Source organism: Streptomyces sp. NRRL F-4489, assembly GCF_001509485.1.
GTDB lineage: Bacteria > Actinomycetota > Actinomycetes > Streptomycetales > Streptomycetaceae > Streptomyces.
Genome location: NZ_LLZI01000257.1, coordinates 22,724 through 35,153 on the forward strand (window position 1 = coordinate 22,724; position 12,430 = coordinate 35,153).

Here is a 12,430-nt window from a genome sequence, read left to right on the forward strand (position 1 = left end):
TACCGTCCAACCCCATGAAGATCGTTGTCCACGACACCGCGGCCGCGATGGCCGACCTGCTCCGCCGCCCGCCCGCCGAACGCCCCGACTCCTTCCGCGAGATGCTCGCCCCGCTCCAGCGGATGATGCCCCCGGGCGCCGGCCTGGACCTCGCCCAGCAGTACAGCAGCGGCACCGGCCTCCTGCGCGACCGCGACGACCCGCGCCTCCCGACCGCCCTCCGGCAGATGGAGGAGGCGAACGTCTGGGGCCGCGTCGAGGACGCGCTCACCACCGCCTGGGACCGCATCCGTACGGCCGTGCCCGGCATCAAGCACGCCGAGACCGTCCACGTCGCCCTCGTCCTCGGCGACCCCGACGACGACCACCTGGTCCGCCGCAGCGCCGGCTACCTGGGCTTCGGCGGCATCCCCGGCGCGATCGTGCTGGTCATGTGGCCCACCGCCACCAGCCTCCGGAAGATCCCGCACGCCGCCGCCCACGAACTCCACCACAACGTCCGCTACGCCAACGTCGTCTGGAACCCGATGACCGTCACGGTCGGCGAACACGTCATCTCCGAGGGGCTGGCCGAGGCGTTCGTCCGCGAACTGGCCGGCGAAGAGGCCATGGGCCCGTGGGCCACGGCACTCACCGGCGCCGACCTCGACGCCGCCTACGAGAAGATCGCCGCCGCCGTCGACGTCGCCGGGATGGCCAACCTCACCCCGTACGTCTTCGGCGACGCCACCGCCCGGCTCACCGGCCAGGAGCCCGTCGGCCTCCCGGACTTCGCCGGCTACGCCGCCGGCCTCCGCATCGCCGACGCCCACCTCACCGCCACCGGCCTCACCGCCGCCCACAGCACCGCCCTTCCGGCCCGCGAAATCCTCACCAACGCGGGCATCCCTACGACGGCGTAACGGCTTTACGCGGCAGGGGCAGTGGCGCTCAACGCCCGGCAGTCACTCCAACCAGCAGGCGTACGCGGCCATGAACGTCTCCCCAACGAGGCAACGGCATACGGGGACGAGCCCAGCCGGGCATCGGCGGGCTCCCCTGACCGTGCGCCCACCCACCCGACAGCAGTGGCCGGAAATCCGCCCGAGGCGGCTTCGGCCAAGCCGGCGCGCCAGGCACGCCCGGGGCGCTTTCTCCATAGCCCGGGGGCGTGTTGTTGTTCTATAAAGGCTAGAACAAATGGATGGGGGCGGGGTCGGGGAACGGTGGACGGCCTCCCCGCCAAGTCATAGGGAGATTGCATGCGTTGGGGTTGGCGTCGGGGGCGGGGCAAGGTGCTCGCGGTGGCGATGGCGGCGGTGGTCGTTGGGGGAGTGGCGCCGGTGTGGGGTGCGGGTGGGGCGGTCGCGGCGACGCGGGACGTCGGGGTGGACTCGCGGGATGGCCGCGTGGTGCCGGGGGTGGAGCGGGAGGTGCGGTTCACCGTTGATGGGGTGACGGCGTACGGGACGGTGCGTGTGCCTGCGCACCGGGTGGGGCGGAGGATTGCGGCGGCGTTGTTGATACCGGGTAGCGGGCCGACCGATCGGAACGGGGACCAGCCGCCCGGGTTCACGCCGCATACGTTGGCGCTGGTGGCGGAGGGGCTCGGGGCGGACGGGGTGATGAGCCTGCGGTTCGACAAGTACGGCACCGGGCGGACGGGGATGGGCGGACGGCACACCGCTCCGGACATGGCCGCGTACACCCGGCAGGCGGTGGCCGCGTACGAGGTGCTGCGGGCGCAGCCGGAGGCCGATCCGCGGGCGATGCTCGTGGTCGGGCACAGCGAGGGCGGTCTGCAGGCGCTGCTGGTCGACCGCGCGGTGGCGGTGAAGCCGGCCGGGCTGGCGCTCCTCGCGCCGCAGGGCATGCGGTTGCTGGACATGATCGCGTTTCAGGTGGCGGACGGGCTGGACCGGGCGGTGCGGGCGGGGCAGATCAGCCGGGAGGAGGGGGAAGTGAACAAGCGGGGGGTGGCGCGGGCGATCGCGGCCTTCCGGGGTGGGCGGGAGGTGGATACGGCGGGGTTGCTGCCCTCGGTCGCGGCGCTTCTGGAGGGGATGTTCGGGCCGGTCAATGGGGACTTCGTGCGGAGTGATGACGCGATTGATCCGGCGGTGGTGGCCCGCGGGGTTGCGCCCCGTACTCGTACGCTCGTCACCTGTGGGACGGCGGATGCCAATGTGCCGTGCCGGACGGTGCCGGGGCTGATGGCGGGGCTCGCTGCCGCCCGGACCACTGGGCCCGGTCTGCGGGTGCTGCCGGGTGTCGATCATCTGCTGCATCAGGCTGGGACGCCGGTCAATGATCGGGTGCTCGCCTCGGGGGTGCGGCGGGTGCTGCACGAGTTCGTCCGGCCGTGGCGGAGCGGGGTGCGGTGACCCTTGGGCCTCCGGGGCGGTGACCCCTGAGCCGCCGGGGCGGTGGGGTCAGGTCCGGGGCGGGGTGTCCAGGCCGTCGACCAGGCGTTCCAGGAAGCGGGTGAAGGTGGCTTCGGGGGTGAGGGGGCGGCCGGGGGCGGCCAGGGCGCGGGCGAGTTCGGGGTGGTGGCCGTCGGCGGCGACGGCGGCGAGGTAGCGGGCCTCGGCGGCGGCGCGGGCGGGGGAGTCCGCGGCGGCGGCGCGGGTGAGTTCGTGGCTGACGTGGGTGGCCACGAGGCCGGTGAGAAGGCTGAAAATCTCCAGTTTCGCGGCGCCGTCCAGGGGGAGGGGGCGCAGCGCGGTGAGGGCGTGCTCCAGGAAGGCCAGGGTGTGCGGGCCGAGGGTCCGGCGGGCGGTGAGGGCGCCGGGCAGCCAGGGGTGGCGGAGCATCAGGGCGCGCTGGCGGTGGCCGATCGCCTTGAGGTCGGTGCGCCAGTCGCCGGTGAGCGGGCCGGGCGGCAGCAGTTCCCCGCTGACGTGGTCGGTCATCAGCTCCAGCAGGGTCTCCTTGTCGGGGGCGTAGCTGTAGAGCGACATCACGCCGGCGCCGACCCGGGCGGCGACCGCACGCATGGTGACCGCGTCGAGCCCTTCCGCGTCGGCGAGTGCGACGGCGGCCGCGGTGATCGCCTCCCGGGTGAACGCCGGGCGGCGCCCGCGGCGGGGCCGGCCGGCCTCCGGCGCCGCCCAGAGCCGCGCGGGGTCGATGAAGCCGGGGGCGGGGGAGTGGCTTTCGGGGGCGCCGGACGGGCTTTCGGGGGTGGCGGGGTGGTCGTCGGCGGGCAACGGTGCTCCTTCTCTGCTTCCCGGGCGGGTTCCGCTTCCTGGCCGGCGGTCGCCGGGGACATCCAAGCATCCCGCCCGGCACCGTCCCGCGTCCGCTATTCTCGTACGACGTACGAAAAATGGTGGAGGGGTGGCGTGGTGTCGAAGGTGATGGGGGCGAGGGGCGAACGGTTGCCGGTGGCGGCGCGGTGGCTGCGGGCGTCGTGGCGGAAGCTGCCGGCGGGGCCGTACGCGGTGGGGTGGGAGCCCGGCGTGAGCGTGCCGGGGGAGGGTGGCGTTCCGCTGCTGACGGACCATTACTTTCCGTCCGGCGAAGGCGCGTCGGGGGAATTCCCGACGCTGCTGGTGCGGTCGCCCTACGGGCGGGGGGCGCCCTGGTCGGCGCTCTACGGGGTGCTCTTCGCCGAGCAGGGGTTCCATGTGGTGGTGCAGAGCTGCCGGGGAACCGGCGGGTCCGGCGGGACGTTCCACCTGTGGCGGAACGAGGCGGCGGACGGGCGGGCCACCGTGGCGTGGCTGCGCGAGCAGCCGTGGTTCAACGGCGCGCTCGGCACGATCGGTCCCAGCTATCTCGGGTACGTGCAGTGGGCGCTGGCGCTGGACCCGCCGCCGGAGCTGCGCGCGATGGTGGTGCAGGTCGGGCTGCACGACCCGTACGCGTACTTCCACGCGGGCGGCGCGGTCCATCTGGAGAACGCGCTGGTGACCGGCGTCGGCATGGCCTACCAGCACCAGGGGTGGCGGCCGTTCCTCCGGGGCGCGCTGCGGCTCCGGCGGTGGCTGCGCGGCGCGCACCGGGAGCCGGTGCCGTACGCGTCCGGGCCGCCGGCCGAACTCCCCTGGCTGGCCGAGGCGTTGGCGCGTACGGACGCCGATGACCCGTATTGGGACGGGGCATCGGTGGCGGCCGCGGCGGACCGGGCGGCGGTGCCGACGTGCCTGATCAGCGGCTGGCAGGACGTGTTCCTGGACCAGAATCTGGCGCAGTACGGGCGGCTGCGGCGGGCGGGGTGCGAGACCGCGCTGCTGATCGGGCCGTGGACGCACACCTCGGCGCTCCAGGAGGGCTGGCCGGAGGTGTTCGCGGAGAGCCTGGCGTGGCTGCGGGCGCACCTGTGCGGGGAGCGGGACGGGCTGCGGCCCGCGCGGGTACGGGTGCACGTCGGCGGCGATGGTGTCGACGGCGGGGACGGGACCGGCGGCGGGTCCGGCGGCGGGGGCGCGTGGCGGGAGCTGGCGGATTGGCCGGTGGCCGAGGGTGGCGCGGTGGACCGCTGGGACCTGGCGCCCGGCGGCCGGCTCGAACGATCGGAGGCGGAAGGTCCCGTTCCGGCTGCCCTCGGCCCGGCCGCCTCCGACCCGGCCGCCTCCGGCTCAGCCGCCTCCGGCTCAGCCGCCTCCGGCTCAGCCGCCTCCGGCCGGTCCGTCTCCCCGCCCCTCGCCGAATTCCGCTACGACCCGGACGACCCGACGCCGTCGCTCGGCGGGCCGGTGCTGTCGCGGGGCGCGGGGCGGCGCGACAACCGGGCGCTGGAGGCGCGGGCGGACGTGCTGGCGTTCACCGGGCCGGAGCTGGCGGAGCCGCTGGAGGTGCTGGGCGGCGTCCGGGCGCGGCTGCGGGTGACGGGCACCGCCGCCACCGGCCCCGGCCGCCCCTTCGACGTCTTCGCGCGGCTGTGCGACGTGGACGGGCGGGGCCGGTCGGTGCACGTGTGCGACGGGCTGGTGCGGGTGGCCGCGCCGGGCGCCGCGCCGGGCGGGACGGGGGAGCCGCTGGAGGTGGTGGTGCCGATGAGCGCCGCGGCGCACCGGTTCGCGGCCGGGCACCGGGTGCGGCTTCAGGTCAGCGGGGGTGCGTTCCCCCGGTACGCGCTGCCGCCCGGCGCCCGGGAGGCCGGCCCGCTGCGCATCGCCGTCCACCCGGGGTCGGCCCTGGAGCTGCCCGGGAGCGCCTGACGGACGGGGCCGGCCGATCGGAAGCGGGGGCCTCGCCACGGCGGGGGACCGATGCGCCAGGCCCCCCGCCCGGGCCCCCGCCCAGCCCCCTCAGCTCTCCGGATGGTGGTGCCGCCACCCCGCCCACGCCGACGTGATCATGTCGCGGACGTCGTGGCGGGCCTCCCAGCCCAGTTCCTTGGCGATCCGGTCGGCGGCGGCGACGACCCGGGCCGGGTCGCCGGGGCGGCGCGGGGTGACCTCGGGGACGACGCCCTCGTAGCCGGTGATCCCGGCGATGAGGTCGACCATCTCGCGGACCGAAACGCCTTCGCCGCGGCCGATGTTGAGGGTCAGATCGCGGACCGGGCCCGGCTCGGCCAGCTTGCGGGCCGCCGCCACGTGCGCGTCGGCGAGGTCGGCGACGTGGATGTAGTCGCGGATGCAGGTGCCGTCGGGGGTGTCGTAGTCGTCACCGAAGATCCGCGGCGCGGCGCCCTGGGTGAGCCGCTCGAAGACCATCGGGACGATGTTGAAGACACCGGTGTCGGCCAGCTCCGGGGTGGCCGCGCCGGCGACGTTGAAGTAGCGCAGGCAGGCGGTGGAGATCCCGTGGGCCTTGCCCGCGGCGCGGGCCATCCACTCGCCGACGAGCTTGGTCTCGCCGTACGGGTTGATCGGCGCGCAGGGGGTGTCCTCCGTGACCAGGTCCACATCCGGCATGCCGTAGACGGCGGCGGAGGAGGAGAAGACGAAGCGGGGGACGCCGCCGGCGGCCATCGCCTCCAGCAGCGTCTGGAGGCCGTGGACGTTCTCGCGGTAGTAGTGCAGCGGCATCTCCACCGACTCGCCGACCTGCTTCTTCGCGGCGAGGTGGACGACGTCGGTGACGCCGTGGGCGGCGATCGTCTCGTCCAGCAGCGCGCGGTTCAGCGTCGAGCCGACGACCAGGGGCACGTCCTCGGGCACCCGGGCGCGGACGCCCGTGGTGAGGTCGTCGAGGACGACGACCGTCTCGCCGGCGTGCCGCAGGGCCCTTACGACATGGGAGCCGATGTAACCGGCACCACCCGTGATCAGGTAAGACATAGCGCCAATCCTAGGCAGGGAGCGGAGGGATCAAGGACCGAGGGTCAGCGGCCGAGGCGGCGGGCGGCGATCTTCCACACGCTGCGCGGCCCGGACGCCACCCGCAGCGCCAGCGCGCCGCCGGTGGTCGCGTACGGCTGGGCCAGCAGCACCAGCCGCTGCCGGCTCGGCAGCATCCGGCGGCGCATCCCGGGCCCGGCCGGCCGCAGCGTCGCCCCGAGCCGGGTGCCGTCCGAGCAGATCACCCGGGCCGTCAGGTCCCACGCCTCCGGCTCGGCCGGCCGCGTCCCGGGCAGCTCGGTCAGCGGCGCCAGGTCCAGCGCCAGCGCCGCCGTCCAGGCCGTGCCGTCCGCGGTCGGCGACAGCGCGCCGGTCCGCATCGGGCCGGGCCGGTCGTCGCGGCGCCGGTGCAGGACGATGTCGATACTGACCGGCCCGGCCTCGGCCAGCCGCCTGTACAGGTCGTGCACCCGGATCCGCAGCAGCCCGCCGTCCGTGCCCAGCACCGGCTCGGCGTCGATGACCACCGGCAGCCGGGCCGGCGCCGCCGCGCCCGGCACCTCCTCGTCGGACGGGTCCGCGCCGTCCCCGGCGCCCAGCCCGTCCAGCCGCACCTCCGGCAGGTCCGCCGACCACACGGGCGCGCCGTCCGGGCCGGTGGCGTACGGGGGCAGCAGGCGGCCGGGGCGGGCCGCCAGCTCCGTCAGGCGGGCCAGGTCCCGGGGCGCGGGGGAGGCGAGGATCACCCGGGCCAGCCAGCGGGCCGGGGCGTACGCGGCGTCCACCGCCTCCGCCTCGAAGGTGGCTACGTGGTCGCGGGTCAGCCGCCACCACTCGGCGCGGTAGTCGGCGCCCCGGGTGTGCAGCTCGCGGACGTACATCCGCAGGTCGTGGTCGAGGAACTTGGTCGCCGCGGCCCGGGCCAGCTCCGGCTGCCCGGCGTCGGCGAGGGTCCGCAGCACGGTGCGGTGCGCCTCGATGCGCTGCCGCCAGTTGGCGACGTCCTTGCGGTCCAGGGAGATCGACGGCCGGGCCGCGGCGCGGCGCACGTGCCAGACGTAGACGGTGTCCGGCACGGTGGCGATGCGCGGGGCGGCGGCCAGTACGCGGGCGGTGAAGACGAAGTCCTCGTAGTGGTAACGGCCTTCGGGGAAGGCGATGCCGTTGCCGATGAGGAAGTCCCGGGCGTAGAGCTTGTTGACGCAGAGGGTGTCGCGGACCAGTTTCGGCGCGGCGGCGGGGCTGTCGTGGACCGCCGGGGCGCGGTAGAGGCCGGGCTGCCAGGGGACGTCGCGGCGGGCCGGCAGCTCGCGGCGGACGCAGGCGCCGGCGGCGACCGGCGCGCCGTGCTCGCGGGCGGCGGCCAGCAGGGCCGGCACCGCGCCCGGCGGCAGCACGTCATCGCTGTCGAGGAACATCACGTACCGGCCGGTGGCGGCCCGCAGGCCGTCGTTGCGCGGGGAGCCGCAGCCGCCGCTGTTCTCCCCCCGGTGCAGGACCCGCAGCCGCGGTTCGGCGCGGGCCAGGGCGTCCAGGGTGGCGCCGGTGCCGTCGGTGGAGGCGTCGTCCACCGCGATCACCTCGCCGACCGCGTCCCCCTGCGAGAGCGCCGACCGCACCGCCTCGGAGACGTGCAGCGCGTCGTTGTACGCGATGACCACGACGCTGACCTGCGCGGTGTGCGTGGGGGTGGGCCCTGGCTGTGACTCAAGGGCGTCATTCACAGTCACTAAATCTACATTTCGTGTCGACAGCGGCTCACGGCGCGAGCGGGCTCGGACCCCATTTCCCAGGGACAGAGTGCGAAATCCGTCGGGCGGTTGCACCACCACCCGCGTTTTTCCGCCATATTGCCGTCTCATAACCTGCCGGTATCCGGGGCTTGGCCGTACGTCGACCTGCGCGGACGCCCCGCAAGAACGCCTGCACCACCGGTAACGACGCGGGGCGGCAAGGCCGCTCCGGACGCGGGGCGCGGAAGGCGGGACGTGGGGGGCGCCAACACCGGCCGCCGCTCACCGTACCGTCCGCGCCGCCGCCCCGGCAGCCGGAACCGGCCACCTCACCGCCCGGCCCCGGCCCCGGCACCCCGCCGCCCGGCCGGGCCGCGCGCCCGGGGGCCGGGCCCCCTCACTCCGCGATCAGGTCCGCCACCCGCCCCGCCGCCCCGCCGTCGTCCAGATGGCAGAACGCCCGCCGGAACTCCGCGTACGCCGCCGCGCTCGCCCGCGCCACCCCCGGCAGATCCCCCAGCGCCTCGATCAGCTCCCCCGTCGACGACAGCAGCGGCCCCGGCGCCACCGCCTCGAAGTCCAGGCTGAAACCCCGCAGCGTGTCCCGGTAGTGCGCCAGATCGGGGGTGAGGAACAGCATCGGCCGCCCGGTGTTCGCGAAGTCCGCGGCCAGCGACGAATAGTCGGTGACCAGCACGTCCGCGGCGAGCAGCAACTCGGTGGCGTCCGGGTACGACGACACGTCCAGGGCGAACGGCGCGTGGTGCGCCGGCAGCCGGTCCGGCACCCGCGGATGGCTGCGCACCAGCAGCACATGGCCGCCCGCCAGCGCCGCCCGCGCCGCCGCCAGGTCCAGCGGCAGGTGCAGCCGGTGGTGCGAGGCGTCGTACGCGGCGTCATCGCGCGGCGTCGGCGCGTACAGCACCACCCGCTGGTCCGGCCGGATCCCCAGCCGCGCCCGGACCGCCGCCGCCACCTCGTCGCGGTCCGCGGCGTGCAGCGCGTCGATCCGCGGCAGCCCGGTCTCCAGCAGCCGGCCCCCGTAGCCCAGCGCCGACCGCAGCACCGGCGTACTGGCCGCGTTCGGCGACAGCAGGACGCTCCACTGCCGGCCCACCCGGGGCCGCGGCGCCAGATGCGCCAGCCCCCCGCACAGCGTCCCCGCCAGATCCGCCCCGATCCGCTTCAGCGGCGTCCCGTGCCAGGTCTGCACCACCCGCTGCCCGGCCCGCCGCACGAACCACCGCGGCAGATGCGTGTTGGTGACGATCCAGTGGCTGTGCGCCAGCGCCCCGTGCCAGGCCGCGCTGCCCACCACCACCGGCCGGGCCGTCGGCGGCACCGCGGTCTGCGCGTCCCGCACCGCCCACAGATGCGTCACCTCCAGCCCCCGCCGCACCAGCTCCTCGTGCACCGCCCGCGGCGAATCCCCGTACGCCCGGCCGCCGAAACTGCTGTAGAGGACGGCGTCCCGCAGCGGCCGCGAGCGGTGCAGCGGATAGTGCTCCTCGCGCAGCACCCGCCGCCGGTACGGGCCCCGGTCCACCGGCGGCACCGCCGGACCGGCCGCCACCAGCAGCTCGTCGTGGCCCACCCGGTCCAGCGTGAACGGCTTCCCGCGCACCGTACGGGACACCGGCAGCCCGTCGAACACCGACGGCGCGCACCGCACCGGCGGATCCAGCGGCGACCCGGCCGCGCCGCGCGCCCGCAGCCGCACCGACCAGCGGCCCTCCCGCAGCGGCACGTCCCCGGCCAGCGACGGCAGCGCGGCCAGCGGCAGCGCGCAGTGGAACCGGCCGCCGTCGCGCACCGCCGGGAAGACCGCCTCCGCGGCGTGCGCGCCGTGCCGGAGCACCACCTCCGGCGCGGGCGGCGCGGCGTCCGGCAGGGTGCCCGCCAGCAGCAGCGTCCCGTCCGACCGCCACACCACCCGGTCCACGTACGCCTGCGGGAGCCGGTCGTGCAGCACCAGGTCCCCGGCCGCGTCCGCCGCCACCACCAACTCCCGGCCGTGCGGCAGCGGATGGGCGGCCGGCGCCGTGCCCGGCGGACAGGCCACCGGGTCGGTGCCGCCGCCGGGCAGCACCAGCTCCGGCCGCCAGGTCTCGGTGTGCGGCGGCGGGATCGCGGCCGGCGCCCCGTCCGGCGCGGGCCGCGCGGCGTCGAGGACGTCGAGGGGGATGCGGAGGGTGTACGGGGTGGGGGGAGTGGTCGCGAACTCGCTTGCGGGGGTGGGCGGTTGGGGCGGCGTGTGGGTTCTGGCCGCTGCGGCCGCGCCCTGAGCGCCGCCGTCCGTCCCCGCCGACGGAACGGTCCCCCCTGCCGGAATGGTCCCCTCCGGTGCCGCCTCCACCGGGAACGACACCACCGTCCCCGACCCCTGGTGCGTCAGCCGCAGCGCCTCCGGGGCCGGGCCCGGGGCCGACACCACCAGGTCCAGCGCGCCCGCCGCCACCGCCGGGCGCCCCACCAGCCGCCGCTCCCGGCGCGCCACCGCGAGCCGCAGCCGCCCGTCCACGTACCGGGGCGTGATCCGCACCCCGTCCACGCCCTCGTACGCCGCCGGCGCCGCGCCCGAACCGCTCTCCGGCGCCGCCAGCTCACCGGACCGCACCACCCCCGCCGCCGCCAGCACCACCGTCAGCCGCCACTCGCCCGGCTCCAGGCGCCCGCCCCGCCGCAGCCGCGCCGGATCCACCCGCAGTTCGAAACCGGACCAGTCGTAGCAGTGCAGCTCCTGCCCGGACGCCGCCGTCGCCTCCGGCATCCGCACCGTCCGCAGCGGCAGCACGACCCGCCGCCGCCCGCACGACAGCACCGCCGTCCGCAGATAGCCGTGGCGCGCCCCGGCCGGCACGTTCCGCAGATACGCCCAGCCGCGCAGCAGCAGCACCCCGCCCCGCCACACCGCCTCCCGGACCTCCGCCCGCACCGGGAAGTCCGCCCGCGCCAGCCGCACCACCCCGGCCGGCAGCTCCACCGGCGGCGCCAGCGGCAGCACCGCCCGCTTCCGCAGCGGCGGCCCCGCCACCGCGAAACCGCCCGGGTTGCGCGCCTCGTGGTCCAGCAGCGCCATCAGCTCCGCCAGCCGCCCCGACCGCACCAGATACCACCGCATCCGCAGCTCCACGGGCAGCGCCCGCAGCAGCCCCGGCTCGGTCCGCGCCAGGAAGTCCCGCGCGCAGTCCAGGAACGCCGTCCGCACCTCCGGCGCCGCCCCCGGCACCGCCGCCACCAGGTCCAGCAGCCCGCCGGCCAGCTGCCCCCGGTCGTACGCCGCCCGGAACCGGCCCCGCTCCGGGTGCGCCGGATCGTCCAGCAGCGCCCGCACCCGCGCCACCACCGCGAACCGGTCCCGGACCTCCTGCGCGGTCGGCCGCCGCTGCCCGCCGGGGCCCTCCGGCAGCCGCCAATAGCAGACGTGCTCCCGCAGCACGTCCACCGCCTCCGCCAGGAAGTGCGCCGGCAGCGCCACCGCCGCGTCCGCGTCCGCCGCGCCCTCGGGGAACTCCAGCTTGTGCCGGTCCCAGAACTCCCGCCGGAAGACCTTGTTCCGGACGAAGTGGTCGGCCAGCAGGCCCTCGTCCTCGGTGATGCGGGTCCGCAGGACCGTCTGCCGGTCCGCCCGGTGGTCCGCGGACTGGGTGCGGCCCCCGGTGCCCAGCCGGTAGACGTTGCCGGTCGCCAGATCCGCCCCCGACGCGTCCAGCGCCCCGGTCAGATCCGCGTACGCGCGCGGCAGCAGCACGTCGTCCGGGGCCAGGAACGCCAGGTACTGGGTGTGCGGGAAGGCGTGCCGGGCACCGAAGTTCCACGCCGCGCCCAGGCCGCCGCCCCCGGGGTGCCGCACCACCCGGAACCGGGGGTCGCGGTCGGTGAGGCGGCGTACGGGGGCGGGGACGGGGGCGGGGGGTGGGGGGTCGGCGGGGGCGGGCGCGGGGCCGTTCCCCGGTCCTGCCGCCGGGCCGCCGGCCGAGCCGCCGCCCGGCCCGTCCCCCGGCCCGTCGACCACCAGCACCGCGTCCAGTTCCGCCAGCGTCTGGGACGCCACCGACGCGAGGCACTCCTCCAGGTGGTGCGCCGGCCCCTGGCCGCGGGGAACCGGGATGACGACGGTGAGCCGAGGCTTCATGGCGGACGGGCCTTTCCGGACGGGCGGACCACGGGACCAACCCCGGGGCGCGCACGGGACGATGCGGCCGGCGCACCCGGGACGACGCGGCCGGCTCGTCCCTCAACTCGTCCATCGGCGGCCCGGTCACCGGCGCTGCGCTGAAAGGGTGAGGCGAAGGTGCGGCGGTCCGGCCCGGCCCGCGCGATGGCGTAGACCGTGGGACAGCGCGACCGGTGCCGCACGCCCGGCCACCGGCCGCCACCGGCAATCCGCCCTGCCTCCCGCCCCGCCGCCCGCCGACCAGGAAGGTGACCGCCCCCGCGATGCCCGGCCGAACCGACAGCCCCGCCGCCACCGACCGCCCCGAC

Annotated in this window: 7 protein-coding genes; 3 read left to right on the forward strand and 4 right to left on the reverse strand. The window is 76.4% G+C overall.

The genetic code is table 11. The features are described 5' to 3' along the window. The first annotated feature begins 14 nt into the window (after positions 1-14). Positions 15-902 carry a DUF2268 domain-containing protein gene (locus tag ADL22_RS26655; protein ID WP_066984996.1) on the forward strand — a complete coding sequence of 296 codons (888 nt, stop codon included), beginning with the start codon at positions 15-17 and terminating at the stop codon, positions 900-902. A gap of 387 nt (positions 903-1,289) precedes the next feature. After that, positions 1,290-2,363 (forward strand): alpha/beta fold hydrolase, encoded by a 1,074-nt coding sequence (locus ADL22_RS26660; protein WP_066985008.1) that lies wholly within the window; start codon positions 1,290-1,292, stop codon positions 2,361-2,363. 48 nt (positions 2,364-2,411) lie between these two features. On the opposite strand, the gene ADL22_RS26665 is transcribed toward ADL22_RS26660, so the two are convergent. Next, entirely contained in the window at positions 2,412-3,110 is a 699-nt protein-coding gene (locus ADL22_RS26665) for a TetR/AcrR family transcriptional regulator (protein ID WP_066985010.1), read from the reverse strand. A gap of 228 nt (positions 3,111-3,338) precedes the next feature. Here ADL22_RS26665 and ADL22_RS26670 point away from each other — a divergent pair, with 228 nt between their 5' ends. Then, positions 3,339-5,144, forward strand: coding sequence for a CocE/NonD family hydrolase (locus ADL22_RS26670; protein ID WP_066985021.1), 1,806 nt, complete (start codon positions 3,339-3,341; stop codon positions 5,142-5,144). Between the two features lie 90 nt (positions 5,145-5,234). On the opposite strand, the gene galE is transcribed toward ADL22_RS26670, so the two are convergent. The 3 genes from galE to ADL22_RS26685 all read right to left on the reverse strand — a co-directional run bounded on the left by galE (position 5,235) and on the right by ADL22_RS26685 (position 12,080). Next, on the reverse strand, positions 5,235-6,212 hold the full coding sequence (gene galE / locus ADL22_RS26675; protein ID WP_066984998.1) for a UDP-glucose 4-epimerase GalE: 978 nt from the start codon (positions 6,210-6,212) through the stop codon (positions 5,235-5,237). A gap of 44 nt (positions 6,213-6,256) precedes the next feature. After that, positions 6,257-7,936, reverse strand: a complete 1,680-nt coding sequence (locus ADL22_RS26680) for a glycosyltransferase family 2 protein (RefSeq protein ID WP_066985001.1) — start codon at positions 7,934-7,936, stop codon at positions 6,257-6,259. A 406-nt stretch (positions 7,937-8,342) separates the two neighbouring features. Further along, positions 8,343-12,080: a CDP-glycerol glycerophosphotransferase family protein gene (locus ADL22_RS26685; RefSeq protein WP_066985002.1), complete on the reverse strand. Its 3,738-nt coding sequence runs from the start codon at positions 12,078-12,080 to the stop codon at positions 8,343-8,345. Positions 12,081-12,430 lie beyond the last annotated feature (350 nt).

Excerpts from the sequence above, each read along its gene's own strand:
- ADL22_RS26655 (WP_066984996.1), top strand. The coding sequence starts at position 15 with ATGAAGATCGTTGTCCACGACACCGCGGCCGCGATGGCCGACCTGCTC.
- ADL22_RS26660 (WP_066985008.1), top strand. The coding sequence starts at position 1,290 with ATGGCGGCGGTGGTCGTTGGGGGAGTGGCGCCGGTGTGGGGTGCGGGT.
- ADL22_RS26670 (WP_066985021.1), top strand. The coding sequence starts at position 3,339 with ATGGGGGCGAGGGGCGAACGGTTGCCGGTGGCGGCGCGGTGGCTGCGG.
- galE (WP_066984998.1), bottom strand. The coding sequence starts at position 6,212 with ATGTCTTACCTGATCACGGGTGGTGCCGGTTACATCGGCTCCCATGTC.
- ADL22_RS26685 (WP_066985002.1), bottom strand. The coding sequence starts at position 12,080 with ATGAAGCCTCGGCTCACCGTCGTCATCCCGGTTCCCCGCGGCCAGGGG.